The sequence below is a fragment of the Kibdelosporangium banguiense genome (genome assembly GCF_017876405.1).
Lineage (GTDB): Bacteria > Actinomycetota > Actinomycetes > Mycobacteriales > Pseudonocardiaceae > Kibdelosporangium > Kibdelosporangium banguiense.
This window is the reverse complement of sequence record NZ_JAGINW010000001.1, coordinates 12641949-12665643: the sequence shown is the minus strand read 5'-3', so window position 1 is coordinate 12665643 and position 23695 is coordinate 12641949. Positions and strand designations below refer to the sequence as shown.

Below are 23695 nucleotides of genomic sequence, written 5' to 3'. Positions count from 1 at the left end.
TCAGTCGCTGGATTCCGAGCCGATCGCGAACGCGGCCTCGGTGTCCTGGCGTGAGTAGGACCGGAATGCGATGTGCGTGTCGGTCGCGACCACGCCTGGGATCTTGCTGATCCGGCCGGGGATCAGGGATGCCAGCTGCTCGTGTTCGGTCACCTGCGCGATGGCGATCAGGTCGACGTCGCCGGCGCACGAGTACACCTCGGTGACGCCGTCGACGTCGGCGATGGCCTGTGCGGTCTCCGGGATGCTGTCCGCGTTGACCTGGATCATCACGATCGCCTTGATCACCTGGCTGTCCTGCTTCCTGATCATTGCTCATCGCGGAGCATTGGTCTGGATCTTTCGCTCTCCGCATCGGCAAGCCGGTACTGGAGTCCTGGTCCGGCAGTCTGGACCGTTGGTGGCCGTCCACTGTCCGCAGGATCGTGATGGTGTCGGCCATCACCTGCGGAATGTCGACCACACGCGCACATCCGCCTGCGGTGCCACCCCGCCACTCTGGCGGTAAAGCCAACCACCGCGGACGGTGACGTGCTTGCGAGGCATCACAAGCCAGATATGCGCGAACCCGAAACCTTCGGGTTCCGACACTTGGCCATCGTACCCAACAACAACCAGGTGTGATCCAGAACCCCGCTCCAGATCGCTCTTTCCTGACCGGTCGCTGCTGATCAATGTGGACGCCCTAGTCCGGCAGGCCGCCGACCAGGCTGCGAGCGGATTCGGCGCGGTCAAGCCACGGACGCCAGCTGGCCGCGGCGGCTGCGGGGACGGTCCAGGGGGTGGTGCAGCGGACCATTCGCGTTCCGGGGCGTTCGAGCCAGCGCAGGACTGCTCCGACCTCTTCGTGTGGGGCGCCGAAGAGCGGGCCGGGTTCGGGGATGACGGTCTCGGCGGAGGAGACGAGCATCTCGACGACGGGCATGGGGGAGACGCCGCGGGGTGCGCTGCCTGCGGAGGCGAGGCGCCCGTGGCGGACGACGGCGAAATCCCAGCCTCCGGTGCCGTCGGGGCGGGCAGCGACGAGCTCGGTGATCGCCGCGAGTGAGGCGAGGCGTTGGCCACGGTCCAAGGCGCGCACAAGCACTGCGAGGCGGTCACGGCCCTCGGCGGCCTGTTCGAAACGTTCGGCTTCGGACAGGTGTGAGAGGCGCCCGGCGACGCGCCACAAGGCGTCCACGCGGTGTCCTGCGACGAGCTCTTGCAGTGACGAGATGTACGGCCGGTACTCCTCGACGGTCTGGTGCCCGGCGCATGGGGCTGCGCAGCGACCTATCTCCGCCAAGACGCACGGCGTGCCCTTGGGGGAGCGGGCGGGGATGCGTTGCGAACACGGACGGATGCCCGTGCCCTCCTGCAAGGCCGCTGCGGCGCTCTCTGCTGAGCGGTGAGACCGGAACGGTCCGACCGCGCCGTCACGGGGCGTACGCACCACTGAGAGCCTGGGGAAGGCTTCCTCAGTGAGCGTCAGCCACCACGCTTCGTGCTTGTTGCGCGAGCGACGGTTGTACGCGGGCTTGTGCGCGGCTAGGAGACGTAACTCACGGACCTCCGCTTCGAGGGCGTGCGCGCAGGTGACGGAGTCGACGCGGATGGCTAGGGCGACCATTTCCCGCAGGCGACGCCTGGTCTCGCTGGCCGTGAAGTACTGGCGGACGCGTCGGCGCAGGTTGGATGCCGTGCCGACGTACAGCACCTCCTCCTTGGGGCCGCGGAACAAGTACACGCCAGGCGTGTCCGGCAGATCGGCCGCGAGGGTGCGCTTGCGGCGCTGCTCAGGCGTGACCTCGGGGATGAAGTCGAGCAGCTCCTCCAGCGACTGCACGCCGACCGAACCGACGCGTTCGAGCAGGCCGTGCAGCACGTCGACGGTCGCTTTCGCGTCGGCGAGGGCGCGGTGGATGGGCGTGGTGCCTGCCCGAAACAGCGTCGCCAAAGCCGACAGGCGGCAGCTGGGCGCCTCCTCACGGCTGAGCACGCGTCGCGCCAGACGCACCGTGCAGACGACTGCTGGGCGCGGCCAGTGGTAGCCGTAGCGCTGGCACGCGGCCTTGATGAAACCGACGTCGAAGCCCGAGTTGTGGGCCACGAGCACCGAGCCCGCGGCGAACTCCAGGAACGCCGGCAACACTGTTTCCAGCGTCGGCGCCTGGTAGACCATGGCGTCGGTGATCCCGGTGATCGCCACGATCTCCGGCGGGATGCCCCGGCCGGGGTCCACGAGCGTGGCGAACTCGCCGACCACCTCGCCGCCGCACACCTTCACCGCGCCGATCTCGGTGATCGCGTCCTGCTCGGCGCTGCCACCGGTCGTCTCCAGGTCGAAGACCACGAAAGTGGTGGTGCGCAGGGGCGTGCCCAGTTCGTCGAACGAAAGCTGCGTGCTCATCGAGCGGGACACTAAGGGTCCACACCGACAATTCCGCTCCGGCCAACTAACCTGGAGGGATGGCGCCGCAGGAGCAGGACGAAACCGACGAGCTCGTCGAGTCGTCCGAGATGGACTGGGACGGCATTCCGGATGCTGTCCGCTCCAGGCTGGCCGAAATAGGTGCCGAGGCGATCAGCGGCCTCAACAGGGTGGACATCCCGCAGTCGCTGCGCGCCGTGGCGAAGTTCGCGCCGGCCAAACGCGCCCGCCTCGGTGGGGCGTCCATCATGGTCGCGCTGCGTGACTCGACCAGCTTCCGTACGGCCGTCGTCGAGTGGTGCCGTGAGCACAGGCCCGGCGCGCTCGAAGTCAGCGGTGCCGAGCCTGTCTCCGCGGCGGCCGCAGCTGTGCTGATGGGCGACGAAACAGCCATCCACTACCTTGAGCTCGTCTCCCGCCGCGCCGGTGACGCGGTGTTGCGCGCCGAGCGCGACTCAGCATTGACGCGCGCCGACCGTCTGGAGAACGAACTCAAACAGACCCGCGGCGAACTCGAGATAGCCCAGGGCGCGGCCGACATCATCCGAGCCGACGCCGAAGTAGAGCTGGACCGTCTGCGCAAACGTCTGCGCGAACAAGGCGTCAAACTCCGCGAAGCCAAGGACGCAGCCGCGGCAGCCGCCGACGAGATGGAACGCCTCCGCACCGAGGTAGCAGCCCAGCTCGCCGACCTCACAGCCCAACGCGATCGCGAACGCGAGCGTGCGGAAACCGAACGCAAGAAGGCCCGCCGCGCGGAGTCCGATGCCGAAGTCGCTCGTCAATCCGCCCGCGAAGCCCGCCAGGCCGACGAAGTCCGTCTCGCCCTGCTGGTGGACACATTGGACGGAGCCGTCACCGGCCTTCGCCGCGAACTGGCCTTGGGCGGAGGCGGCCCACGCCCCGCAGACCTGGTCCGTGGCGCCACAGCAGCCCAGGGCACGGTCGGTCGCGTCGAAGACCCGGCCGCGTTGGACCGCTTGCTCGCGCTGCCGTCGGTGCACCTCGTGGTCGACGGCTACAACGTCACGAAGACCGGCTACCCAGACCTGCCTCTCGCCGATCAACGCGATCGTCTGACGCATCAACTGGCCTCGCTCGCCGCGCGCACATCAGCCGAGGTCACCCTCGTGTTCGACGGCGCCGGCGTGGTCGCTGTGCCTGCTGCGGCCCCTCGCGGAGTCCGGGTCTTGTTCAGCGACCCAGGTGTGCTGGCTGACGACGTCATCCGCGCTCTGGTCGCGGCCGAGCCCGAGGGCCGTCCGGTCGTCGTGGTGACGTCCGACCGCGCGGTGGCCGACTCGGTCCGGCGCCGGGGTGCTCACCCCGTGCCCTCGGCGGTGCTGCTGTCCCGCCTCGGCCGCGTGTGATTGCAAACGTGTACATCCGATCTTTTTAACGGGACTACCTGTGGGTTCATCCACGTGAAGTGCTGCTTGTTGGCGGGTTATTGACTGACCGAAAGCGTTTCCATACAGTCGGGTTTGGCTAGACATCCGATCTTTCGGGCCTGACTCAGTGTGGAGTGCGGATGCGGATCTCGAGGCGCGGGCTGCTGGGCGGGGCCGCCGCTGGGGCGGTGTTCGGGGCTTTGCCCGCGACCGCGAATGCCGAACAGGGCCTTAGCCAGGATGATCTTCACTGGGCCGATTTCCTCGGTGCGCAGGACATGGTGTGGCAGCGGATTCCGCGTGCCTGGTACGAGGGCCCGTTTCTGGGCAACGGGTTTCTGGCGGCCGCGCTCTACAAGGAGCCTGGGGCCAACGCGATCCGGATCACCGTGGACCACAGCCAGGTCCAGGATCACCGGCCGCAGTTCGGCAACGAGTGGGGCGTGGCGCGGCTTGCGGTCGGCAAGCTGCTGCTCAAACCCAAGGCGCAGATCACCGGCGTCGACCTGAGGCTGCACCTGTACGACGCCGAGCTCAACGGCAGGATCCTCACCGACAAGGGTGAGATCGGGCTCAAGCTGTTCGTGCACGCGACGACCGATCTGCTTGTGCTGGAGGTCGACGGTGACTGCGAGGTGGAGTTCCAGCCGGCTGAGGCGCTGAGCCCGCGCACGATCCGGGAGAACCCGCCGGCGAACTTCCCGCGCAACCCGCCTGCGGTGACCAAAACCGAGCGGGACATCACGATCGTCAACCAGCCGATGATCGCGGGCGGGCCGACCGCAACCGCGTACCGGACCCGTGGCCGGACGCTCCTGCTCTCGGTGGCGCACAAGAAGGACGCTGAGGCCGCGGTACGTCAAGCGGTCAAATTCGCTGGGCCGGAACGGTTGCTCAGGCAGCAGCACCAGCAGTGGTGGCACGCCTTCTACCAGAGGAGTTTTCTGTCCATCCCGGACTCGCTGCTGCAGAGTTTCTACTGGATCCAGCTGTACAAGCTCGCGTCGGCGTCGCGGGAAACCGGCCCGATCATGGCGACGACCGGGCCCTGGATCGAGCCCACACCGTGGCCGTCATTGTGGAACAACCTCAACGTCCAGCTTGAATACTGGCCGGCGTACGGCTCGAACCACCTCGAACTCGACCCGATCCCGCGGACGATCAAGGACACCCAGAGGATCCTGATCGACGCGCTCCGGCCACAGTTCCGGGGCGATTCGATGGGGGTGCGCCGGAGCACCGACGCACAGTTCGACGACGCGGGTTTTGTCGGTGCCCCAGGGTTCTCCTCGCCGGACCCGGAGATCGGTGACCTGCCGTGGATCCTGCACAACGTGTGGCTGAACTACCGGCACAGCATGGACGAACGCATCCGTGACGAGGTGCTCGTACCCACGCTGCGCAAAGCGATGAACTACTACCTGCACTTCCTCAGCGTGGGCATGGACGGCAGGCTGCATCTCGCGCCCACGTTCTCGCCGGAGTACGGCACCGCCCCCGACTGCAACTACGACCTGGCGTTGATCCGTTGGAGCTGCCGGACCCTGCTGGAACTCACCGCGGACGACCCGCTGGCGCCGAAGTGGCGTGAAGTCCTGGACAAGCTCGTCGACTATCCGGTCGACCAGAACGGGTTCATGATCGGTACGGGTGTGCCGTTCGCCAAGTCGCACCGGCACTACTCGCACATGCTCGCGGTGTACCCGTTGTACCTGGTCAACGGCGAGCAGCCGGAGCGGCGCGAGCTGATCGAGCGGTCGCTGGACCACTGGATCAGCTTCGAGGGTGCGTTGCGCGGCTACAGCTTCACCGGTGCGTCCTCGATCTCGGCCGGCCTAGGCAAGGGCGACGACGCGCTGAAGTACCTCAGGGAGTTCGTGGCTCGCTTCGCGCAGGCCAACACGATGTACTTCGAGGCAGGCCCGGTCATCGAGACGCCTCTGTCCGGCGCGCAGTCGTTGCACGACATGCTGTGCCAGAGCTGGGGCGGTGTGCTGAGGATCTTCCCCGCGCTGCCGGCGAGCTGGCGGGACGCGGCGTTGCAGGACTTCCGGACCGAGGGCGCCTTCCTGGTCACCGCATCCAAAAAGGACGGAAGGACCCAGTTCGTGCGGGTCCGCAGCCTTGCCGGGCAGCCGTTGAAACTCAGGCCGGGCATCGAGGGGCCGTTGCAGGTCCGCGGTGCGAGAAGCTGGCGGCAACTGCCCGACGGCACCCTTGAGATCGACCTGGAGCGAGGCGGGGAAGTCCTGGTTCACGGGCCCAGCCCGGATCTCGGCATCGGCCCGGTCCCGATCAGCACCCCAGCGCCCAGGTGGGGCCTGCCCGCGCTGCCTGACGGCGGCCAGACAGTGATCGTGGACCTGGCCGCGGCGCTGAACAACGACGCGATCACCAGCGAGTTCCACATGGGAGACGGCGACTTCGACGGCGCGGGCAACACGTATCCCGCCGCGCAACTCCCGCAGACCGGCCAGACGACCGACGACGGCATCCCGTTCGAGTTCGTCAACGGCAGTGAAGGCACGCCGAACAACGTCATCCCTGCCGCGCAGACCATCACGCTGCCACCCGGCAACTACATGACTCTGCATCTGCTGGCGGCCAGCGACAACGGAAACACCAACCGCTCCATGACGATCACCTACGCGGACGGAACGAGCCAGGTTCCGTTGCAGATCACGGACTGGCGTACATCGCCCGCGTTCGGTGAGACGGAAGCCTTGCGTACCAGCCAGATGCACGCCCGCACTGGGCCGCAACCAGTGCGGCTGTCGATCTTCCACCAGAAGATCCCGCTCGACCCCGCCAAACAGCTGGTGTCCATCACGCTTCCCGGTGCGGCAACGCCCAGGCCGCATCTGTTCGCGATCACCCTGGAAAAACCGAAGTAAACCTCCGCCGCCTCCACCCTGCCCAAGGAGGCAAGAATGACCGAGAACATCAACCGTCGCCGCGCACTCGCCCTGGGAGCCGGGGCCGTGGGCGCGTTGGCCGTCGGCGCAGGCACGGCGTCGGCTGCGGAATGGCAACTGCGCTGGAGCCCGAATCCGGCCACCGACGGCCTGAACGCGTTCGAAGGACTGGAAGACGACCGGGCGAACTCGCACTCCGGCACGAAGCACATCTATGTCGAAGGCGACCACTACCGGTTCGACATGCACACCCGGGACCGGGACGGCTCGGACCGGCAGCGCAACGAGTGCAAAGGCATGCGCTCGAACGGCAGCGTCCTGAAAATCAACAAGGACACCACCTGGCGGCTGTCCTACCAGGCGTTCTGGCCCAGCTCGCTGACCGCGACCACCAAGTTCTCGCACATCATGCAGATGAAGGTGCAGGACGTCGGTGGTCCACTCTGGACGCTCACGCCACGGGCGAAGAGCAAGCCGACGCTGACCATTCTCACGCTCAAGGACAACGACGCGAACACCGAGCACATCGTCGGCGACTACGCGCCGCTGCAGAACAAGTGGATCGACGTGGAGTTCGAGTTCAAGGCGTCCAACAGCGGCGGCTACCTCGCCTGGACCTTCAAGGAAGGCGGCACTGTGCGGGGAAGCGGCCGTACGACCAACGTGGACCTCTGGCGGGACAAGAACTACCTGCGGCCCAAGTGGGGCATCTACCGCAGCATCGAGAGTTCCGGGCTGCAGAACACCTACCAGCTGATCCGCAACTACAAGGCCTACCAGCTTGTCTGAGAGGAGATCGGTGAAGACGCTTGTAGCGCTCGCGCTGGGGGCTGCCTTTGTGGCAGTCCCCGCCGCCCCGGCCCAGGCGCTGCCGGACGGCCTCGCGCTGACCCCGCCGATGGGGTTCAACAACTGGAACGCGACCGGCTGCGCGATCGACGAGAAGCTGATCAAGGACACCGCGGACATCTTCGTCTCCCGCGGTCTGAAGGACGCCGGCTACGAGTACGTGAACATCGACGACTGCTGGGCGGCGCCGCAACGCGACGCGTCCGGCAGGCTGACCCACCACCCGGAGCGATTCCCCAGCGGTATCAAGGCGATCGCCGACTACGTCCATTCCAAGGGCCTGAAGCTGGGGATCTACACCAGTGCCGGTACGCAGACCTGCGCCAAGACCATGCCCGGCGGACTGGATCACGAACAGATCGACGCCCAGACCTTCGCCGACTGGGGCGTGGACTATCTCAAGTACGACAACTGCAACAACGAGAACCGGCCCGCGCTCGAGCGGTACACGAAAATGCGGGACGCGCTGAAGAAGACCGGCCGGCCGATCGTGTTCTCGATCTGTGAATGGGGCCAGAACAAACCGTGGGAGTGGGGCGCGGACATCGGCCACCTGTGGCGCACCACCGGTGACATCAACGACACCTGGCCCAAGGTCGTGGAACTGCTGAAGAAGAACGCCCCGCTGGCGCCGTACGCCAAGCCGGGGGCGTGGAACGACCCGGACATGCTCGAAGTCGGCAACGGCGGCATGACCGACACCGAGTACAAGTCGCATTTCAGCCTGTGGGCGATGATGGCGGCACCCCTGCTGATCGGCGCGGATCTGCGCAAGATCTCACCCGCGAGCCTGGACATCCTGCGCAACAAGGAAGTCATCGCACTCGACCAGGACCGGCTAGGTGTCCAGGCCCGCGTGCTGTCCCAGGCAGACGGCAAATGGGTGTTCGTGAAACCGTTGGCCAACGGCGACAAGGCAGTCGCGCTGTTCAACGAGAACGCCACAGCCACCACCATCGGCACATCGGCTGCCGCGCTCGGCCTGCCTCGACGGCCTGGCTATGTCGCCAGGGATCTCTGGCAGCACAAAGACTTTCAGACCGCCGGGGAACTCTCCGCAGTAGTTCCGCCGCACGGCACCGTGGTGTACCGGGTTTCCACCGCGAAGTGGTGGCAGGCAGAGCCTTTGGTGAGCGCCGGCCTGCAGCTCACGACGTCGACACCTGGCATCCCGGCCAACATCACCCCGGCCGGGCGTCCGTTCGAGGTGACTGTCACGGCGACCAACCACGCGGTGGTCCCGGTGATCGACCCTCGTGTCCGGCTGACGGCACCGCCTGGCTGGCAGGTCGAAGCGCTCAACCAGCCACGTGAGTGGGTTCTGCGAACCGGTGAGTCGATATCCGGGCGATGGCGGGTCACACCGGCCGCGACCGGGACACCGGAACTGACCGGCGGAGTCGATTTCGGTGGCGCCTCGGTGCTCCAGCGAGCCGAGTTGATCGTGCCGCCCGAGATCCCCCGCGGGTCGCTCGTCCTCGGGGACGTCCGCTCGGCCTGGGAAAGCGGCGGTTACGGGCCGGTCGAACGGGACATGTCCAACGGTGGCTGGCAGCCGCGGGATGGAAAGCCGTTGACCATCAACGGAAGGACGTATGCCAAGGGCATGGGTGCGCACGCCCCGACCGAGATCGTCTACTACGTCGGCGGCAACTGCTCGGCTGTGACCTCGATCGTGGGCATCGACGACGACCGTGACGACGCACGTCAAACCGGGACCGCGTCGTTCCAGATCTGGGCCGACGGCACCAAGGTCGCCGACAGCGGCGTCCGGACCTGGCGTGACGACCCGATCTCGATCACCGGTCAGATCGCGGGCGCGACCTACCTGCGCCTGGTCGTCACCGATGGCGGTGACACCAACAGCTACGACCGTGGCGACTGGGCAGAGCCGATTCTCACCTGCTAATGCTGATGATCCCGTTCGCCGGGGCGCCGCAGCACGGCGTACCCGGCGTTACGGGCCTCGATGTCGGCGGCGATCTGCTGTTGGTTACGGCCGATGTGCTCGCGGACGATAGGCACCCACCACGTGCTCTCGTACGGGTGGTTCATCAGGAGCCGGGATTCCTCGATGACAGCGACAACCTCTGGTGGGCGGACTCCGCCATGCCAGGCTGGGTCGGTCGCGCGGGACGCAGGTCCCAGGTCGATCACCGCCCGGGGCAGGTCGCCCCGCGGCCCAGTGTGTTCACGGAACCTGTCCGTCTGACCGCTTTCCAGGATGGCGCGCTGCTCACCGGTGTACGCGGGTGCCGTGTCGGCAATCTGCCGATCGATCAGGGCGATGACTGCGAGAGCCAGTGCGGACCGGGCGCTCGGAGAGTTTGCGACCTCCCGCACCGCCCGGTCACGCGCTGCCCGCAGATCGTTGTTGACGTCCTCCCTGGATGCATGGGTGGTGGCAGTGTTGATGGTCGACGCGTAGCCGTCGATCTCGGTGGCCAACGCGTCCAACGCAACGGCATTGGATGCCTGGCCGCCACCGGACCGGACACCGGCAGCGGCCCTGTCGATCGCCTCGCGAGCACGGGAAAGCCGCTCGTTGGTCTGGCCGTATCGCGACAGCACCCCGTTGATCATGGCCAAGGCCGATGCGACCTGGGCTGGACTTCCGTGCAACGCACGCAGTCCCACCGCGATGGCTCGTACTTGCGACGACGAGTCTGCCCGCATGGCCGCGATGTCGTACGGCTTGAACACGCCCATTCCTTCCGCGAGGCCGCCTTCGGCGACGATGCGGTTGCCTGTCGTCAGCGATTCCCTTGCGGCGCGGTCGCGTCGGGCGCGGGTCTCGTCGTACAGGTCCCGGGCTTGGGTGGTCTCTTCGCGGTCGTTGGGTGATACCGCGGGGAAGTGCCCTCGGGAGAAGTCGAACGGCGTGGTGTGCCCACCGTCGAGGGCGGCCCACGCGACCACCATCCGTTCCCGCATCCGCCGGACCGCCTCGGTGGCCATCCGGAATGCCAGCCCGAAGAACGGGCTGTTGGCGTGGTCCTTGGCGATCTGGCTGTGGGTCGGCCCGGCGACCACCCGTTCCGGCGTGTGCTGCAGTGCGTCCACGTGCCGTACCGCGGAATCGTGATCGGCCTGGGTGTTTCCCGGGCCCACCGGCGCGGCGGCCGCCTGTTGTTGCTGGCGAAGGACATTCACCAGGCTGGTGTCCGACACCCGGGCGTTGATGCCTTCCGACATGACCTGGTTGCCGATCGGCTGCAGGATGTGCGTGGAGACCAGGCCGTGGATGAAGTCCTGGATCGGGTTGAGCACACGTTCCCTGATCGCGTCGGGAATGGGGATGTTGGTGAGGTTGTAGATGGCCTCCAGCGGGGCGCTCTCCAGCGCCGACGCGACCACGCCCGGCACGCCGTTCTGCTCAAGCACACGCCGTACTCCGGTGCGGAAATCCGGATTCGAGCTGAGCTGCTGTTCGAAAGTACGCAGCAGCACTGAAACCATGCGGCGCTGTGCGTCTCGCTCAGCCCCGCCGGGTGCGGGAGGCAACGGGTTGCTGAGGAATTTGCCGAACTCGCTCGCCAACGACACCTGTGTGTCGCCACCGGTGAACGACCCGGTCATCAGCACCGGGCGGCGCACCGCGTGGCCACCCTGCGTCCGCACAGTCTGCTCGACCGAGTAGGTGAAGGCCTGCCTGGCCGACCCGCTGAGCGACGGCACGAGGCCGGGATTGTCAGCGAGCACCTTGTTGACCGCCATCTCGACCCAGTTCGAGTGCGCGAACAGGTCCTCGATCGCGTGCAGTGCCGCACCGAAGTGCAGCATGCCGTCCGGATTGCGGCCACGTCTGGCCGCGAGTTCCAGCCTTCGTTCGACGTGCTCGTCGGTGCGCCTGATCCATCCGGCGACACCGGCCTGGTCCACGGCGAACAGGTTGGGCGCGGTCGAGGGGTTGAGGTTCTCCTGCGGTGTGATGTAAGGGTCCGGCCGGTCCTGGGCACCGGGCACCCGGGGCGCGGCGATCCCGGGCTGGCGGGGCAGCACGTCGTCCTGGTTGGTCAGCCCGGCCGGGCTGTCGATGTGTTCGGCCGGGATGTAGTACCCGAGTTGCTCGGGCGTCATCGCCATGCCGAACTTCCGTGCCGCCATGTAGGACAACGCCGCGAACGCCGCCTCGGGAGGCATGTGCCGCACCACAAGCGGTACAAGAGCCTGGTTGACGTCACGCATCCAGTTGCCCCGATAGACGGCACTGGCTTCCTCGTCGGTCAGCCCTTGCGCCGCCCGCGCACCGCTTGCCTGCGAGGTCAGGCCCTGCCGCTCGGCGGCCTCGTGCATGGGCGCCTCTAATCGCTGCACTGTGATCATCCGTTGGACGGCTGCGGTTGTCGCGGCGTTGCCTGCCTTTGCCTGCAGGTCGAACACCATCCGGGCGCCGGGGCCCGGCTCGCGTGACTGTTCCGGTATGGCAGCACTTTCGTCGGATGTCAGCCCCCGGGACGTCCGCTCACGTGCAGCCATGTCAGACCCCTCCATGAAACGGTCAAATACATTCCCATCCTGTTGTACGGAGCCAAGCGACCGTATGGCTGCCCAGCGGACCGGAAGGGAAGCCGTTGCTGCCCTTAGGGGCGATTCGTCAGAACGTACGCAGCCACACTGCGGTATCCGGCGCAAGCATCTCGTCCGAGATCGGCCCGCTGGCCAGCAGGACTGATTCGTGCCGTGGCAACGTGACGGGTTCGCTCGACAGGTTCACCACGCACGTGAACCCCGGGCCACGGGTGAACGCGATCACGTCGGCCAGCGACACAACCCAGCTCATCTCGCCGTCACCGAGCCCCGGTTCGTCCCGGCGAATGCGCAATGCGGCTTTGTAGAAGGAAAGCATGGAGCCAGGGTCGGCGGCCTCGGCCTCCGCGGTGTAGCCCGCCCACTCCTGCGGCTGCGGCAGCCATGTGTCGCCCGTGCCGAAGGTGAACGGTGGTTGTGTTCCACCCCAAGGGATCGGGACACGGCAGCCGTCCCGGCCGGGGTCGGCGTGCTTGGTCCGTTCGAAGACCGGGTCCTGGCGCAGCTCGTCCGGGATGTCCTCGATCTCCCAGAGGCCAAGCTCTTCGCCCTGGTACACGTACACGCCGCCGGGCAACGCCATGGTCAGCAACGCGGCTGCGCGAGCGCGGCGCGTGCCCAGCTCGCGGTCCACGGGTGTGCCGTGGCGCCGGTCGGCGAACTCGAATCCGGTGTCGCCCGACCGGCCGTACCGGGTGACGTGCCTGGTCACATCATGGTTCGACAACACCCAGGTGGGCGGGGCGCCGACCGGTGCGTGGGAGTCCATACTGGACTGAATGACCTCGCGCAGCCGCTTGGCGTCCCACGGGCAGGACAGGAAATCGAAGTTGAACCCCGAATGCAGTTCGTCGGGCCGCAGGTAGCGGGCGAACCGGACCGGGTCGGGCAGCCACATCTCGCCGACGAAGATCCTCTCGCCCGGGTAGGAGTCGGAGATCCTGCGCCATTCGCGGTAGACGTCGTGCACGCCGTCCATGTCGGAGAACGGCAGCTGGCCGGTGGTCGCCCCGTGCACATCCGGCAACCGCGGGTCCTTGATCAACCCGTCGGCCACGTCGATCCGGAAGCCGTCGATGCCGCGGTCGAACCAGAACTTCAGGATGTCGATGAACTCCGTGTGCACCTCGGGGTTGGTCCAGTTCAGGTCCGGCTGCCGCGAGCTGTAGAGGTGCAGGAACCATTCGCCGTCCCCAACCTGGGTCCAGGCCGGGCCGCCGAACCGCGACTGCCAGTCGTTCGGCGGCAGCTCGCCGTTCTCGCCCCGGCCTGGCCGGAACCAGAACCGTTGCCGCTCAGCCGATCCCGGGCCCGCGGCGAGCGCCGCCCGGAACCAGGGGTGTTCGTCGGAGCAGTGGTTGGGCACGATGTCGATGATGATCCGGATACCCAGTTCGTGCGCCTCGGCGATGAGCAGCTCGGCCTCCGCCAGCGTGCCGAAGGACGGTTCGATGTCGCGGTAGTCCGAGACGTCGTATCCGCCGTCGTCCATCGGGGACGGGTACCACGGGCAGAACCAGATCGCGTCGATGCCGAGGTCGGCCAGATACGGCAGCTTCGTGCGCACACCGGCCAGATCGCCGATGCCGTCGCCGTTGCCGTCCGCGAAACTGCGGATGTAGACCTGGTAGATCGCCGCACCACGCCACCATGCGGTGGACGCGTCCGGGGAAAGATCGGAAACGGACACGGTTGGGTCCTCCCTGTCAGCCCTTGAGGCTGCCGGCGGTCAGGCCGGCCAGAATGTGACGCTGGAAGAACAGCAACAGCGCCACCATCGGCACACTGGCCAGCACGAGCGCGGCCAGCAGAAGGTTGAGCGGCATGTCTATCTCCATGCGCTGCAGGGCCACCGACAAGGTCTGCCTGGCGGGGTCGGGGAACACCAGCAGCGGCCAGATGAAGTCCTTCCAGGCGGCCACGATCGCGAGAATCGAGACGACGGCGAGAATCGGCCTGGAGATCGGGAGCACGATCCGCCAGAGGATGCGCAGCTGGCCGGCACCGTCCAGCACCGCCGCCTCGAGCAGCTCACCGGGGATCTGGTCGAAGAAACGTTTCAACAGATAGATGTTGAAGGCGTTGGCCGCGGCGGGAAACCAGATCGCGGCCGGTGAGTTGATCAGGTTGACGCCGAAGACGGGCAGATCCGTGATGGTGACGTAGGTCGGCACCAGCAGCGCGGACGCCGGCACCATCAGGGTCGCGAGCATCAGCGCCAGGATTTTGTTGCCCAGCACCGGTCGTAGCTTCGACAGTGCGTACGCGGCGGGCACGTCGACGGCGAGCTGGATCAGCCACGCGCCGACCGCCACGAGCACGGTGTTGCCGAAGTATGTCAGCAGGTTCAGCCGTGACCAGGCCTCACCCCAGGCCTCCGGATGCCACTGATCGGGGATCACGGTGGGAGGCGTGCGGGCAAGTTCGGCTGGGTCCTTCATCGCGCCGGTGACGGCCCAGTACATCGGGAAGGCGAACGCGGCCACGAACAACAGCATCACCACGGTGAACACCAGCCAGTAAATGGCTTTGCCCCTGGGGGTACGCAGTTGTGCCGGGGAGATCAAGGTGCGCATCTACTCGCTCCTCGCTCTGGTCAGCTTCAGGTACAGCCCGGAGAAGATGCCCAGGGCGACCAGTAGCAACAGGCTCATCGCGCTCGCTGAGCCGAAGTCGTTGTAGGTGAAGGCATAGCGGTACAACAACAGCAACACGGTGACTGTGGAGTCCTCCGGGCCGCCGCCGGTCATCACGTACGGCTCGGTGAACACCTGCATGGTGGCCACGACCTGCAACAGCAACAACACGAGCAGCACGAACTTCGTCTGCGGGATGGTCACATGCCACAGCCGTTTGAACAGCCCGGCGCCGTCCAGTTCGGCCGATTCGTAGAGCTCACCAGGGATCGTCTGCAACGCCGCGAGGTAGATCAACGTGGTGCTGCCCATATTGGCCCAAGTGGACACGATTACCAGCGAGACCATTGCGGTACTTGAGGAATCCAGCCACGCGCTCGCCGGCAGCCCGACTGAGCCGAGGGCCGCGTTGGCCAGACCAGGGCCCGGGTTGTAGATCCACTTCCAGAGCATCGCCACGACCACCGGCGGCAGCATCACCGGCAGGTACACCGCGATCCGGAAGAACGCCTTGGCGTGCCGCAGTTCGTTGAGCAGCACCGCGGTCACGAACGGCACAGCGAACCCCAGCACCAGCGCGATCGCGGTGAACTCCAGCGTGTTCAGCCACGCCCTGCCGAACAACGGGTCGGCGAACAGCCTTTCGAAGTTCTCGAACCCGACCCAGCGTGGCGGATCGACGAAATTGACCTCCTGGAAGGACAACAGGATGCCACGCACGATCGGGTACCAGGAGAACAGTGCGAAGACCACCAGTGCCGCCGCGAGCAGGCCGTAAGCGGTGAGGTTGTCGTTGAGCTTCCGGCGCAGCCGGGTGGTGGTCTTGACTGCCGGTGTCTCCTCGACCGGACTCAGCGGGCCGGCCGGGGAGACTGCGCAGGCCGTCGGAGCCTCACTTGACTTGAGCGAGGGCACTGTTGACCTTGGCTTCCGCGTCGGACAGCAACTGGTCGATGTCGGCGTCCTTGTTGGTCAGCACACCCTGCATCACGCTGTCGAGCACGGCGTAGACCTGCTGGGCGTTCGGCGGCTCGAGGTTGCCCTTGAGCTTGGTGTTCCCGTCCAGATAGGACTGGAAGTTCTTCTGCGGGACGTTGGCGTACTTGGTCTTCAGCTCGGTCTGCCGGGCGCGGACGTCACCGGTCCAGATGTCCGGGGTCGGGATCGCGGGCAGGCCGATCGGCTGCTTCTCGTCCAGGTAACGCTTGATCTGAGTCTCGATCCGGTCCGGGTTGAGGTATTTCCACTGGATCCAGGTCAGCCCGGCCTTGATCTTCTCCGGCGACGCCTTCGGGTTGATCATGTAGCCTTCGCCGCCGAGCAGGGTTGCATGCCCACCAGGCATCGCGGCGACGCCGTAGTCCTCATAGCGGCCTTTGAACTCCTTGACCAGCACAGGCACGTTTTCCGGGGCGGCCAGGTACATCCCCAGCTGGCCGGCGCCCATCATCCGTTGCAGGTCAGTGGCTTCGAGCAGTTGCTTCTCACCCATCGAGCCGTCGGTCCAGCGCATGTCCTTCAACTGCTGCAGGGCCTGCTTGACCTTGCTGTTGTTGAAGTCGGCGGTCCACTTCTCGCCCTGCTGGCGCGCGATCTGGCTGCCCATGGCGTACGACCAGGTGACCAGGTGCCAGCCACCCTGGTTGTTCTTGCTCGCCTCGGCGAATCCGACCGTGCCGTTGCCCAGTGCGGCGATCTTCTTCGCGGCGTCGCGGACCTCGTCCCACGTGGCTGGCGCCTTGTCCGGGTCCAGACCGGCCTTGGCGAACAGGGTCTTGTTGTAGAGCAGGCCCATCGAGTAGTTCGCCGTGGGCAGGCCGTACAGCTTGCCGGTGCGGTCCTTGAAGATGTCGATCAGAGGCTGCTGCAGCTGCCTGAGCACCGGCAGGTCCTTGGCCGCCTCGGTGATGTCGGCGGCCTGCCGGCGGGCGATGATCGTGGCGGGGTCGGTGAAGTAGACGTAGTAGACGTCCTCCAGCTGGCCGCCGGCGAGTTTGGCCGAGAAGGTCTTGGGGTCCATGAACCCCTCGTGCGGCACGATGTCGATGTTCGGGTTGGCCGCCTCGAACTCGGCCACCTCCTGGTCGAACAGCTTGCGTTCGACCGCCTGACTGGTCGGCGGCTGGCCGGTGACCGTGATGCTCACCTTGCCCGCGGCGGCAGGTGGATCCTGCGCCGGGGTCCCGCAGGCCGACAGGCATAAGGCCGCGACGATGACCAGGCCGGTGAGGGTTCTGTGCATGGCAAGCGCCTCATCTCAGCTGTAAAACGACGCTGTGTGATGGCGCTCACCTTAAGAGGTTCGAACGAGCGACCGCAATATGTCGATGAGATTTCGCAAGTAACGAACAGCTCACCTCGCTCGGGGCGCGGTCGAGCCGCGCACGACCAGTTCCGGCTCGAACAGCAACTCCTCGTCGGTCACCGAGGCGCCATTGATCTGCATCGTGAGCAGGTCGACCGCGGCGCGGCCCATCGCCTCGATCGGCTGGCGGATGGTCGTCAGCGGCGGATCGACGCAGTTCATGAACGCCGAGTCGTCGTAACCGATCACTGAAACATCTTGCGGGACCGACAAGCCTTGCCTGCGTACCGCGCGGATCGCGCCGAGCGCCTGCGGATCGCTTGCGCAAACGATACCGGTGATCCCGCGCTTGACCAGGCGCGCGGCCGCGGCCTGACCGCCTTCCAGGGAGAACATGGCGTGCTCGAACCAGTCCGGCTCCACCGCGAGGTCCGCGGCCTTGGCTGCGGCTGCGAACGCGTCCTGTTTGCGTTGGGACGGAACGTGATCCCTCGGGCCCAGCACCATCCCGACCCGGGTGTGGCCCAGCGAGATCAGGTGCGTCAGCGCCTGCTCGGCCGCGACCGCGTCATCGCACGACACCCTGGGGAAACCCAGGTGCTCGATGGCCGCGTTGACCAGCACGGTCGGCAGGTTCCGCTCAGTGAGCCGGCCGTAGTGCTCGTGGCTCGCGTCGGCCTGCGCGTACAGACCGCCGGCGAACACGACACCCGAGACGTGCTGCTGCAACAGCAGTTCGACGTAGTCCGCCTCGGACACGCCGCCCGCTGTCCGGGTGCACAGCACGGGCGTGAAACCTTGCTGCGCCAAGCCGTTGCCGATGATCTCGCCGAACGCCGGGAAGATCGGGTTCTGCAGTTCCGGCAGGACGAGCCCGACCAGGCGGGCACGTTCACCGCGCAGCTGGGTGGGGCGCTCGTATCCGAGCACGTCAAGGGCGGTGAGCACGGCGGTCCGGGTGCTCTCCGAGACACCTGGCTTCCCGTTGAGCACACGGCTCACAGTCGCCTCGCTCACCCCAACCTTCCGGGCAACCTCAGCAAGTCTTCGCGTCATGGTCGCAACTATATGACAAAGCTTGCACTCGGCTTGCGGCCATTTGCAGTCACGTTCACTGAATTGTGGCCGTGACTGTTTCGCGCGGCCCGCGTTGTTCCTGGTGAGGGCTGACGAGGAAGGCGTGAGGGTTGCGGGTCTGCGCTGCTGCTGCAATCGCTGCTGTCGTTGTTCTGCAAGCGCAGCCACAGTACGAAGCAGGGCAGGAAGCAGGAGTTGCGCCGGGCGCTGTCGTGCCGGACGCCCGGCCTGGCGAGGCGTTCGCCGATTCGAAGGTCGCCGAACTGCAGCGGACCGCCTCGGATGTCCAGCGGGAGCTCGGCTCGCTCGCCGGTGAGATCCACAACGCCGAGCAGGCTCTGCAGGACGCATCGGCCGCGCTCGGCACTGCGCGGACCGTGCGGGAACAGGCCGATGAGGCTGTGCGGGCTCGTCAGGCGGACGTCGACCAGTACGTTTCGGCGCTCTTCGGCTCTTTCGGCCGACCCAACCAGCTGCAGGTACTGCTACTGGCCCGTTCGCCGGAGGACTTCCTGGACGGTTCCAGCCTGATGGCCCGGGTGCAGGAAGCCGAGGCCAAGGAACTCACCGGCGCGACTCGCCGCCGTGAAGCCGCTGTCACCGCTGAACAAGCCGCGGAAGCCGCCGCGAAGGCCGCCACCGATCGCAAGGCGGATCTGGATCGCCGCAATGGCGACGCGACCAACCGGGCAGCCGCGATCACCAGTGAGTTCCGGGGCAAGCTGGCGTCCGCCAACGCCGCCGTCGTGGCGATGCAGCAGGCCCAACGCACCCGCAACGAACAGACGGCAACGAATTGGCGTGCCTACACCGACAAACTGGCCGTCGCGGGGATCAAGCCGGGCGCGGACGCTTTCGAAGCCACACTGCAGTCAGGCGAACGATTGCTTGTGCTGCCTGCTGTGACTATTCAGGCCGTCACCGCAGCGGTGGGAGCGCTTGGCAAACCGTATGTTCCGAGAGGTGACGGCCCGGATGCGTACTCGTGTGACGGTCTGACGCGATCGATCTACGGTCTTGCGGGGTCGGCGGCGGAGCAGATGGCTGTGCTGCAGCCTGTGCCTGACCCGCAGCCGGGTGACCTCGTATTCGTCGGGCCGGAACGGTACGGCGTGCAGAGCGTCGGTGTCGCCCTCGACCCACGCACGATGATCACGGCGGACGCTCGGCTCGTTGGTGTTGTCGTCACCGATATCCCCCCAAGCGTGCTTGGGTACGCGCGGCCTGCGTTGCCTCGCCGTCCGGCGCAGCCTGTGCCACAGCGCACGGACAACGGTCTGGTGTGGCGATGCGGGGGAGTGGATCTGCCGTCCGGGGGTTGGAGCGGCTACCCGAACGGTCTCATCCCGCCTACTGCTCTTTGCGGCGTAGGTATTGGTACACACGCGCTCCGCTGTGACGCGGCGCAGGCGTTCCGAGCGCTTGCCGCAGAGTTCTCGGCGGCTTTCGGACGGACGGTATGCGTCACCGACTCGTACCGCACATTCGACGAGCAGGTCCGGCTGTACGGCGTGAAGCCTGCGCTCGCCGCTGTGCCGGGGACCAGCAACCACGGTTGGGGCCTGGCGGTCGACCTGTGCGGCGGTGCGCAGTCGTACGGCACGCCTGAATACGCGTGGCTACGGGCGAACGCGGGCCGCTACGGCTGGTCGAATCCTGTCTGGGCCTTGCCAGGCCGTGGCCGTGAAGAGCCCTGGCACTGGGAATTCGGTGGCGACTGACGCGGCGGCAAAGAACAAGACTGTTTCTTTGCTGTCCCGACCGGCACTCTCGGCCGGGTGTCCGCGCAGATTTCCCTGGAACAAGACCACCTGGCGACCCTGTACGCACGACTCGACGAACTGCACGCCGACGCCACTCGTCATCTGAGCGATTCCGACCCCGCTGACCGGGCCTGGTGGGCCGGTGAGGTGGCGCGGCTGGAGGCGGTGGCCGACGGGCTGTGCTTCGGCCGGCTCGACCTGGCCGACGGCCGCCGCGTCTACATCGGACGGATCGGCCTGTTTCGCGAATCGGACGACGAGCCGCTGCTGATCGACTGGCGCGCACCCGTGGCGCGGCCGTTCTACACCGCCACCGCCGCAGCACCAGAAGGCGTTCTGCGCCGCCGACGCATCACCACACGCGGCCGTACGGTCGTCGACCTGAATGACGAGGTCCTGGACGGCACCGGGGGAGACGGGCTGACGGGTGACGCGGCGCTACTCGCGGCTGTGACTGCAGGCCGGACCGCGCACATGTCCGACATCGTCACGACCCTGCAGGCCGAACAGGACCGGATCATCCGCGACCCGCATCTTGGCGTACTGGTTGTGCAAGGCGGTCCCGGGACGGGCAAGACGGCGGTCGCGCTGCACCGCGTCGCACATCTGCTTTACACACATCAGCATCTGCGTAGCCGTGGCGTGCTCGTCGTCGGGCCCAGCCGGATCTTCCTCGAGTACATCGGTCAGGTGCTGCCCGGTCTCGGTGAGAACAGTGTCGTGACCGCGACCATCACCGAGCTGTATCCCAAGGCGTCGATCGAACGTCCGGACACACCCGAGGCCGCGCGGCGCAAGGGCGAGGCCGCCATGGCCGGCAAGCTGGCGGCCGCGGTCCGCAGGCGGGTCACGATCCCCGACGACGCAGTGGTGATCGAGTTCGAGCGCGAGGTGCTGCGGCTCGACCCGGAGGAATGCCGCAAGGCTGTCCACCAGTCGCGTCGTGCAGGCCTGCCGCACAACCAGGCGCGGCTCGTGTTCCAGCAGGAGATCATCGCCCTGCTCGCGGCCCGGATGACCGCGCGGATGGAAGCCGTGGTGCTCACCGAGACCGGTGAGGCGCTCGACGGCGGTGACCCCAGTGGCCGGCTCAGTGACGCCGACCTGCGTGCCCTGGAGGCGGCCGGTGTGGTGGTCGACTGGAGCGACACCGGCCCCAGGCAGCTGCTCGACAAAACCGACGCGATGAACCTGCGCGACAGCCTGCTGGCCGACATCGGCGTCCAGACCGCACTCGACTCGATCTGGCCGGCGCTGTCGGTGACCGACGTGATCACCTGGCCGATCAGCCCAGCGGACATTCCCCTGCTGGACGAGGTCGCCACCCTGATCGGCACCGCCGACGGCGCCACCTTCGGCCATATCGTCGTCGACGAGGCACAGGAACTGTCCGAGATGGCCTGGCGGATGCTGATGCGCCGCTGCCCCAGCCGCTCCATGACAATCGTCGGCGATCTCGCCCAGACCAGCGAACCCGCCGGTGCCACCGCCTGGGACCCAGTCCTGCGACCGCACGTGGCAGACCGTTGGAAACTCGCTGAGCTCACCGTGAACTACCGCACCCCCACCGAGATCATGGCTGTCGCCAACCGAGTCCTGGCCGCACACCAACCCGGCATCCAGCCGTCCTCGTCAATCCGGTCAACCGGCACCCTGCCGTGGCGAGTCCGGACAACCCCAGACGACATCCCTATTGCGGTCACAACCCAGCTCAGAACAATGCCGGGCCGCACGGCTGTCATCGCCCCGCATCACCACCTGCGTCGCCTGTCGGACGCCGACGCGGTCCTGATCACCCCCACCGAGGCCAAAGGCCTGGAATTCGACTCGGTCCTGGTGGTCGACCCGGCCGCGATCCTGGCCTCCTCACCCCGCGGCCACAACGATCTCTACGTGGCCCTTACCCGGGCCACGCACCGTCTGGGCATCCTGCATCCAGGCCCGATCCCGCTGGAACTCGATCTCGTACCCGAACTGGGTGATCCATCCGGGTGATCGGTCCGGAAGATCGATAGCCCGCCCAAAACTGTCAGGGGTGCACGCTAGGGTGACCTCAATCGATCGAACATACGATCGAACGACTGGCTTGGGAGCTGGAGATGGTCGTTGACTGCGACAGCTGTGAAGTGCGGGGCAAGGCTTGCCAGGAGTGTGTGATCAGCGTTCTGCTCGGGCCGCCGTGCCTGGAGAAGAACACAGTCGAACTGGACGCTTCCGAACAGCGGGCCATCGATGTGCTCGCGGGTGCCGGAATGGTCCCGAAGTTGCGGTTGATTCCCATCTCGCGCATGAATACGCCCGAGGTCGCCTGACCGGGCGCCGAACGGTACCCATTGGGCGATGAGCGGCAACGCACTGTGGTGACCTGGGTGTTGTTGTGATCACACCGGGCTGTCGGCACTGCTCCATTGGGGTTTAGCGGTCAGCACGGTGAGTTTTTTCCTCAGGCCGCTGGACGCGTGCCGTGTCCTTTCGTAACCTGTCCGAGATCTCGCGGCCGACCAGTTGCCCATCATGGACGACGACGCGAGATCGCCGCCGAGTCAGCCCGTCGGGGAGCTGAACCGGAAACCCCACCGGTTGGGAGAACAGTCGGCATTGAGTGCGTGTCCACTCCGATCGCCGACCGTCCTCAGGGTGCCCCCGCGCCCTGAGTTCACGTCCCTTCCCTCGGCGGTATGGAGAACGAAGGAGACACGCGCGACGTGGCGTCGCAACGACTCAAGCGCGGCATGCGTGGAGCACTGACAGCGTCCGCCGTCATCGCGATGGTCAGTACCTCCCCAGCTCCGGCGATCGCGCAGCCCCCCGCCCAGAACTCCGAATCGGACGCGCTCAAGAAGTACCGCGAGCTCAGCGAGGAAGCGGAGAAGGTCAACGAGGACTTCCTCAAGGCCACCGACGACAAGAACGCCAAGCAGGCCGAGCTGGACAAGGCCACCGCCGAGCTGGCCGAAGCCGGCAAGTCCAAGGACGCCGCGCAGGCCAAGGAGAACGAGTTCCGCGGCCAGGTCGAGGACCTGAGCTCCGCCTCGTTCCGTGGTGCCCGGTTCAACAAGCTGTCGGCCCTGCTCACCGGAACCTCCGCACAGGACTTCCTGGACCGCTCCACGGCCCTGAACGTGCTGGCGACCGACAACAACAAGGCGCTGACCGAGCTGCACAAGGCGGTCACCACCGCCGCGGACTCGGCCACCAAGGCCGCTGACGCACAACGTCGTGCCACCGAGGCCCGTGACGCGGCAGCCAAGCTGTCCGCCGACATCGAGGCTCGTAAGAAGGATCTGGCCAGCCAGATCAAGCAGGTCGAAAGTGCGGCCAGGACGCTCAGCGCCGCCGACAAGGCGAAGCTGAACCCGCCCGCCGACAACGGCGTGTACTTCGGCCCGCCCGGTGCCGCCGGTACGGCCATGCAGGCCGCACTGAGCATGCGTGGCCAGCCGTACGTCTGGGGCGGTGCCGCTCCTGGCGGCTTCGACTGCTCCGGCCTGACCTCGTGGGCGTACAAGCAGGCGAACGTCGTCCTGCCGCGATCGAGCCGTGCGCAGTACGGCGTCGGCAAGCCGGTCTCCAAGGACGCCCTGATCCCTGGTGACCTGCTGTTCTACGGCAGCAGCGCGTCGTCGATCCACCACGTTGCCATGTACATCGGCAACGGCATGATCGTGCACGCGTCCACTTCGGGCACTCCGGTCATGTCGGTCCCGATGGAGAAGGGTGGCAAGGACTTCTTCGCCGCCAAGCGCGTGGTGGGCTGACCCACCGGACAACACCGCAGCTCAGACAACCCCTCGTGCCCCCGGCGCGAGGGGTTGGCGG

Annotated in this window: 17 protein-coding genes; 8 read left to right on the top strand and 9 right to left on the bottom strand. The window is 66.7% G+C overall.

Annotation, left to right across the window (positions count from 1 at the left end; all coding sequences use genetic code 11):
* From JOF56_RS56740 to JOF56_RS56730, 3 genes are all read right to left on the bottom strand, one after another.
* Nucleotides 1-288 (bottom strand): Lrp/AsnC family transcriptional regulator, encoded by a 288-nt coding sequence (locus JOF56_RS56740; protein ID WP_209649112.1) that lies wholly within the window; start codon nucleotides 286-288, stop codon nucleotides 1-3.
* A gap of 153 nt (nucleotides 289-441) precedes the next feature.
* A complete protein-coding gene (locus JOF56_RS56735) occupies nucleotides 442-591 on the bottom strand; it encodes a hypothetical protein (RefSeq protein WP_209647773.1) in 150 nt (49 codons plus the stop codon).
* Between the two features lie 94 nt (nucleotides 592-685).
* The gene (locus JOF56_RS56730; protein WP_209647772.1) at nucleotides 686-2389 is read right to left on the bottom strand and encodes a DEDD exonuclease domain-containing protein; all 1704 of its coding nucleotides are present in this window, start codon (nucleotides 2387-2389) and stop codon (nucleotides 686-688) included.
* 59 nt (nucleotides 2390-2448) lie between these two features.
* Here JOF56_RS56730 and JOF56_RS56725 point away from each other — a divergent pair, with 59 nt between their 5' ends.
* The 4 genes from JOF56_RS56725 to JOF56_RS56710 all read left to right on the top strand — a co-directional run bounded on the left by JOF56_RS56725 (nucleotide 2449) and on the right by JOF56_RS56710 (nucleotide 9474).
* Nucleotides 2449-3780, top strand: coding sequence for an NYN domain-containing protein (locus JOF56_RS56725; RefSeq protein WP_372448354.1), 1332 nt, complete (start codon nucleotides 2449-2451; stop codon nucleotides 3778-3780).
* Between the two features lie 161 nt (nucleotides 3781-3941).
* Complete coding sequence (locus JOF56_RS56720) at nucleotides 3942-6695, top strand: glycosyl hydrolase family 95 catalytic domain-containing protein (protein ID WP_209647771.1); 2754 nt, start codon at nucleotides 3942-3944, stop codon at nucleotides 6693-6695.
* Between the two features lie 36 nt (nucleotides 6696-6731).
* Nucleotides 6732-7505, top strand: coding sequence for a Tat pathway signal sequence domain protein (locus JOF56_RS56715; protein WP_209647770.1), 774 nt, complete (start codon nucleotides 6732-6734; stop codon nucleotides 7503-7505).
* 10 nt (nucleotides 7506-7515) lie between these two features.
* Nucleotides 7516-9474, top strand: a complete 1959-nt coding sequence (locus tag JOF56_RS56710) for an NPCBM/NEW2 domain-containing protein (protein WP_307855750.1) — start codon at nucleotides 7516-7518, stop codon at nucleotides 9472-9474.
* Here JOF56_RS56710 and JOF56_RS56705 read toward each other — a convergent pair.
* From JOF56_RS56705 to JOF56_RS56680, 6 genes are all read right to left on the bottom strand, one after another.
* A complete protein-coding gene (locus JOF56_RS56705; protein ID WP_209647769.1) occupies nucleotides 9471-12044 on the bottom strand; it encodes an HET-C-related protein in 2574 nt (857 codons plus the stop codon). The genes JOF56_RS56710 and JOF56_RS56705 overlap by 4 nt on opposite strands.
* A 118-nt stretch (nucleotides 12045-12162) precedes the next feature.
* A complete protein-coding gene (locus tag JOF56_RS56700) occupies nucleotides 12163-13785 on the bottom strand; it encodes a glycoside hydrolase family 13 protein (RefSeq protein ID WP_209647768.1) in 1623 nt (540 codons plus the stop codon).
* A gap of 16 nt (nucleotides 13786-13801) precedes the next feature.
* A complete protein-coding gene (locus tag JOF56_RS56695; RefSeq protein WP_209647767.1) occupies nucleotides 13802-14671 on the bottom strand; it encodes a carbohydrate ABC transporter permease in 870 nt (289 codons plus the stop codon).
* Entirely contained in the window at nucleotides 14672-15646 is a 975-nt protein-coding gene (locus JOF56_RS56690; protein WP_372448353.1) for a carbohydrate ABC transporter permease, read from the bottom strand.
* The gene (locus JOF56_RS56685) at nucleotides 15624-16973 is read right to left on the bottom strand and encodes an ABC transporter substrate-binding protein (protein ID WP_209647766.1); all 1350 of its coding nucleotides are present in this window, start codon (nucleotides 16971-16973) and stop codon (nucleotides 15624-15626) included. Before JOF56_RS56685 ends, JOF56_RS56690 begins: the two co-directional genes overlap by 23 nt.
* A gap of 111 nt (nucleotides 16974-17084) precedes the next feature.
* Nucleotides 17085-18092, bottom strand: a complete 1008-nt coding sequence (locus JOF56_RS56680) for a LacI family DNA-binding transcriptional regulator (protein ID WP_209647765.1) — start codon at nucleotides 18090-18092, stop codon at nucleotides 17085-17087.
* 233 nt (nucleotides 18093-18325) lie between these two features.
* Here JOF56_RS56680 and JOF56_RS60625 point away from each other — a divergent pair, with 233 nt between their 5' ends.
* From JOF56_RS60625 to JOF56_RS56660, 4 genes are all read left to right on the top strand, one after another.
* The gene (locus JOF56_RS60625; RefSeq protein ID WP_307855749.1) at nucleotides 18326-19834 is read left to right on the top strand and encodes a D-alanyl-D-alanine carboxypeptidase family protein; all 1509 of its coding nucleotides are present in this window, start codon (nucleotides 18326-18328) and stop codon (nucleotides 19832-19834) included.
* A 57-nt stretch (nucleotides 19835-19891) separates the two neighbouring features.
* The gene (locus JOF56_RS56670; protein ID WP_209647763.1) at nucleotides 19892-21871 is read left to right on the top strand and encodes a HelD family protein; all 1980 of its coding nucleotides are present in this window, start codon (nucleotides 19892-19894) and stop codon (nucleotides 21869-21871) included.
* 158 nt (nucleotides 21872-22029) lie between these two features.
* The gene (locus JOF56_RS56665; RefSeq protein WP_372448352.1) at nucleotides 22030-22188 is read left to right on the top strand and encodes a hypothetical protein; all 159 of its coding nucleotides are present in this window, start codon (nucleotides 22030-22032) and stop codon (nucleotides 22186-22188) included.
* Between the two features lie 366 nt (nucleotides 22189-22554).
* A complete protein-coding gene (locus JOF56_RS56660) occupies nucleotides 22555-23634 on the top strand; it encodes an NlpC/P60 family protein (protein ID WP_245378825.1) in 1080 nt (359 codons plus the stop codon).
* The last annotated feature ends 61 nt before the right edge of the window (nucleotides 23635-23695 follow it).